Genomic DNA, 5511 nt, shown 5'->3' with positions numbered 1-5511 from the left:
CAAGTTCATATACAGATTGAGTGAGTGGAAACGTTGAGAAATCGGGTTTCAGGTGAGAGAAAAACGAGATTAAATTTTCGAAAAAAAACTTTCCAAAACGCTTGCGAGATTAAAAAGAAGTTGTACTTTTGCACCCGCTTCGAGAAACACACTAGGTGAGTTATACGAGACGAAAAAAAAGATAAGACACGTTCCTAGACATATTGAATTGACAGCCGTTTTAAGAGAGATCTTAAAACAAAAGAATAAGAGTAATAGAATCGATAGATTATAATAAAACCACTAGATCTTCAGTCAAACATAAATAGAATCAAAGTAATTTGATTCGCATAATATACGATGAAGAGTTTGATCCTGGCTCAGGATGAACGCTAGCGGCAGGCTTAACACATGCAAGTCGAGGGGTATTGGTTTTCGGACCAAGAGACCGGCGCACGGGTGCGTAACGCGTATGCAATCTACCTTTCACAGAGGGATAGCCCAGAGAAATTTGGATTAATACCTCATAGTATACTGAGTTGGCATCAACCTAGTATTAAAGTCACAACGGTGAAAGATGAGCATGCGTCCCATTAGCTAGTTGGTAAGGTAACGGCTTACCAAGGCAACGATGGGTAGGGGTCCTGAGAGGGAGATCCCCCACACTGGTACTGAGACACGGACCAGACTCCTACGGGAGGCAGCAGTGAGGAATATTGGACAATGGGCGCAAGCCTGATCCAGCCATGCCGCGTGCAGGATGACGGTCCTATGGATTGTAAACTGCTTTTATACAGGAAGAAACACTGGTTCGTGAACCAGCTTGACGGTACTGTAAGAATAAGGATCGGCTAACTCCGTGCCAGCAGCCGCGGTAATACGGAGGATCCAAGCGTTATCCGGAATCATTGGGTTTAAAGGGTCCGTAGGCGGTTTAGTAAGTCAGTGGTGAAAGCCCATCGCTCAACGGTGGAACGGCCATTGATACTGCTAAACTTGAATTATTAGGAAGTAACTAGAATATGTAGTGTAGCGGTGAAATGCTTAGAGATTACATGGAATACCAATTGCGAAGGCAGGTTACTACTAATGGATTGACGCTGATGGACGAAAGCGTGGGTAGCGAACAGGATTAGATACCCTGGTAGTCCACGCCGTAAACGATGGATACTAGCTGTTGGGAGCAATCTCAGTGGCTAAGCGAAAGTGATAAGTATCCCACCTGGGGAGTACGTTCGCAAGAATGAAACTCAAAGGAATTGACGGGGGCCCGCACAAGCGGTGGAGCATGTGGTTTAATTCGATGATACGCGAGGAACCTTACCAAGGCTTAAATGTAGATTGACCGGTTTGGAAACAGACTTTTCGCAAGACAATTTACAAGGTGCTGCATGGTTGTCGTCAGCTCGTGCCGTGAGGTGTCAGGTTAAGTCCTATAACGAGCGCAACCCCTGTTGTTAGTTGCCAGCGAGTGATGTCGGGAACTCTAACAAGACTGCCAGTGTAAACTGTGAGGAAGGTGGGGATGACGTCAAATCATCACGGCCCTTACGCCTTGGGCTACACACGTGCTACAATGGCCGGTACAGAGAGCAGCCACTGGGTGACCAGGAGCGAATCTATAAAACCGGTCACAGTTCGGATCGGAGTCTGCAACTCGACTCCGTGAAGCTGGAATCGCTAGTAATCGGATATCAGCCATGATCCGGTGAATACGTTCCCGGGCCTTGTACACACCGCCCGTCAAGCCATGGAAGCTGGGGGTGCCTGAAGTCGGTGACCGCAAGGAGCTGCCTAGGGTAAAACTGGTAACTAGGGCTAAGTCGTAACAAGGTAGCCGTACCGGAAGGTGCGGCTGGAACACCTCCTTTCTAGAGCCTTATTGTTAGTTGATTTATCAACACGGTAGGGAAAGAGACGAAAAGATAAATTGGAAAATATTTAAAGAATTTATTACTCTTGCTGTTAGTTCAAATAATACAATTTAAGTAAAAACAGAGTCTCGTAGCTCAGCTGGTTAGAGTACTACACTGATAATGTAGGGGTCGGCAGTTCGAGTCTGCCCGGGACTACTATTTTAACTTAAAAAAAAGGAAATTTTAGAAGTATGAGTATGAATTACCATTAATTCAAAATTCAACATTCATAATTTAAAATTAGAAATGGGGGATTAGCTCAGCTGGCTAGAGCGCCTGCCTTGCACGCAGGAGGTCAACGGTTCGACTCCGTTATTCTCCACGAATCCGTAAGGATTAAAGTTCATTGACATATTGAGATAAGAAAAATATTAAAAAGTAGAAAGCATTTTACTTGTTTATCATTAGACAAGTAGAAAGAACGGTCTTAATTAACTTTAAGATTGGTACAATAAGCAAAATAAGGGCGTATGGGGGATGCCTTGGCTCTCAGAGGCGATGAAAGGCGTGATAAGCTGCGAAAAGCTACGGGGACGGGCACACACCGATTGATCCGTAGATACCTGAATGGGGCAACCCACTATGTTGAAGACATAGTACACCGATAGGTGGGCAAACCCGCTGAACTGAAACATCTAAGTAGGCGGAGGAGAAGAAAACAAAAGTGATTCCGTAAGTAGTGGCGAGCGAACGCGGATTAGCCCAAACCAATGTTGTTACGGCAATGTTGGGGTTGTAGGACCACGATATTTCTTGCACAAGGAACTAGAATCTACTGGAAAGTAGAACCATAGAAGGTGATAGTCCTGTATAGGTAACGAGTGTAAAGGATAGTGGTATCCTGAGTAGGGCGGGGCACGTGAAACCCTGTCTGAATTTGGCGGGACCATCCGCTAAGGCTAAATACTCCTGAGAGACCGATAGTGAACCAGTACCGTGAGGGAAAGGTGAAAAGAACCGTGAATAACGGAGTGAAATAGATCCTGAAACCATACGCTTACAAGCGGTCGGAGCCCTTTCGTGGGGTGACGGCGTGCCTTTTGCATAATGAGCCTACGAGTTAACGTTGCTGGCAAGGATAAGTGGTTCAGCCACGGATCCGTAGCGAAAGCGAGTCTGAATAGGGCGCTTTAGTCAGTAGTGTTAGACGCGAAACCGTGTGATCTACCCATGGACAGGTTGAAGCTGTGGTAACACACAGTGGAGGACCGAACCCGTTGACGTTGAAAAGTCTTGGGATGATCTGTGGGTAGGGGTGAAAGGCCAATCAAACTCGGAAATAGCTCGTACTCCCCGAAATGCATTTAGGTGCAGCGTTAGTTATAAAGTTATATAGAGGTAGAGCTACTGATTGGATGCGGGGGCTTCACCGCCTACCAATTCCTGACAAACTCCGAATGCTATATAATGTTCACTAACAGTGAGGGCTTGGGTGCTAAGGTCCAAGTCCGAGAGGGAAAGAACCCAGACCATCAGCTAAGGTCCCCAAATATATACTAAGTTGAAAGAACGCGGTTTGTCTGCATAGACAGCTAGGATGTTGGCTTGGAAGCAGCCATTCATTTAAAGAGTGCGTAACAGCTCACTAGTCGAGCGGACGAGCATGGATAATAATCGGGCATAAGTATATTACCGAAGCTATGGATTTGTAATTTATTACAAGTGGTAGGGGAGCATTCTAACAGGGTAGAAGGTGTGTTGTAAAGCATGCTGGACTGGTTAGAAAAGAAAATGTAGGCATAAGTAACGATAATGCGGGCGAGAAACCCGCACACCGAAAGACTAAGGTTTCCACAGCTATGCTAATCAGCTGTGGGTTAGTCGGGACCTAAGGCGAACCCGAAAGGGACAGTCGATGGCCAACGGGTTAATATTCCCGTACTACTGTTAACTGTGATGGGGTGACGGAGTGATGAAAGTGCCGCGAACTGACGGAATAGTTCGTTGAAGTACCTACCTATAAGACCCGCAGGCAAATCCACGGGTTTTGGGGAAATACGATAGTACTCGGCGTCTTCGGACAAAGAGATAGTGCACCTAAGGGCTTCCAAGAAAAACCTCTAAACTTCAGGTTAATAGTACCCGTACCGCAAACCGACACAGGTAGTCGAGATGAGAATTCTAAGGTGCTCGAGAGATTCATGGCTAAGGAATTAGGCAAAATAGACCCGTAACTTCGGGAGAAGGGTCGCCAGCAGCAATGCTGGCCGCAGTGAAGAGGTCCAGGCGACTGTTTATCAAAAACACAGGGCTCTGCAAAATCGTAAGATGAAGTATAGGGCCTGACACCTGCCCGGTGCTGGAAGGTTAAGAGGAGATGTTATCTTCGGAGAAGCATTGAATTGAAGCCCCAGTAAACGGCGGCCGTAACTATAACGGTCCTAAGGTAGCGAAATTCCTTGTCGGGTAAGTTCCGACCTGCACGAATGGTGTAACGATCTGGACACTGTCTCAGCCATGAGCTCGGTGAAATTGTAGTAACGGTGAAGATGCCGTTTACCCGCAGTGGGACGAAAAGACCCTGTGCACCTTTACTATAGCTTAGTATTGACCTTGGATAAATGATGTGTAGGATAGGTTGGAGACTGTGAAGTGGCGTCGCTAGGCGTTGTGGAGTCATTGTTGAAATACAACCCTTTGTTTATCTGAGGCCTAACCCCGCGTTGTGGGGGACATTGCTTGGTGGGTAGTTTGACTGGGGTGGTCGCCTCCAAAAGAGTAACGGAGGCTTCTAAAGGTTCCCTCAGTACGCTTGGTAACCGTGCGTAGAGTGCAATGGCATAAGGGAGCTTGACTGAGAGACATACAGGTCGATCAGGTACGAAAGTAGAGCATAGTGATCCGGTGGTTCCGCATGGAAGGGCCATCGCTCAAAGGATAAAAGGTACGCCGGGGATAACAGGCTGATCTCCCCCAAGAGCTCATATCGACGGGGGGGTTTGGCACCTCGATGTCGGCTCGTCACATCCTGGGGCTGGAGAAGGTCCCAAGGGTTGGGCTGTTCGCCCATTAAAGTGGCACGCGAGCTGGGTTCAGAACGTCGTGAGACAGTTCGGTCTCTATCTACTGTGGGCGCAAGAAATTTGAGTGGATCTGATTCTAGTACGAGAGGACCGAATTGGACAAACCTCTAGTGTATCTGTTGTCACGCCAGTGGCACTGCAGAGTAGCTACGTTTGGAAGGGATAAGCGCTGAAAGCATATAAGCGCGAAACCCACCACAAGATGAGATTTCTTTTAAGGATCGTGGGAGATGACCACGTTGATAGGCTATAGATGTAAAGGCAGTAATGTCATAGTCGAGTAGTACTAATAATCCGTAAGCTTATGTACACCTTTCCAGTCCGCCTACGGCGGACTGGGGAAACTTTCTAAAAAAAATAGTTTTTTCTTTATCTCAGTATGTTAAGATATTTGCTCGACGCGAGCAGTCCAAAGACGAGAGTCACAAGTCCAAAAGGCAACTTTAGACTTTAAGACCTTCGACTTTAGACTAACAACCTTAAGGTGGTTATTGCGGCGGGGCTCACCTCTTCCCATCCCGAACAGAGTAGTTAAGCCCGCCTGCGCAGATGGTACTGCAGTTATGTGGGAGAGTATGTCGTCGCCTTTCTTT

At 46.9% G+C, this 5511-nt stretch carries 2 tRNA genes and 3 rRNA genes; all 5 read left to right on the top strand.

Annotated elements, in window-relative coordinates:
* Positions 1 to 336 precede the first annotated feature (336 nt).
* The 5 genes from BUB25_RS16210 to rrf all read left to right on the top strand — a co-directional run bounded on the left by BUB25_RS16210 (position 337) and on the right by rrf (position 5508).
* Positions 337 to 1850, top strand: a 16S ribosomal RNA gene (locus BUB25_RS16210).
* Between the two features lie 127 nt (positions 1851 to 1977).
* Positions 1978 to 2051, top strand: a tRNA-Ile gene (locus tag BUB25_RS16205).
* A gap of 92 nt (positions 2052 to 2143) precedes the next feature.
* Positions 2144 to 2217: transfer RNA gene (locus BUB25_RS16200), tRNA-Ala, on the top strand.
* 127 nt (positions 2218 to 2344) lie between these two features.
* A 23S ribosomal RNA gene (locus BUB25_RS16195) occupies positions 2345 to 5228 on the top strand.
* A gap of 170 nt (positions 5229 to 5398) precedes the next feature.
* A 5S ribosomal RNA gene (gene rrf / locus BUB25_RS16190) occupies positions 5399 to 5508 on the top strand.
* The 16S, 23S and 5S rRNA genes sit together here with 2 tRNA genes alongside, the layout of an rRNA operon.
* Positions 5509 to 5511: the final 3 nt, after the last annotated feature.

The organism is Flavobacterium granuli (genome assembly GCF_900129705.1).
Classification (GTDB): Bacteria; Bacteroidota; Bacteroidia; order Flavobacteriales; family Flavobacteriaceae; genus Flavobacterium; species Flavobacterium granuli.
This window is presented reverse-complemented; position numbering and strand designations above follow the sequence as displayed.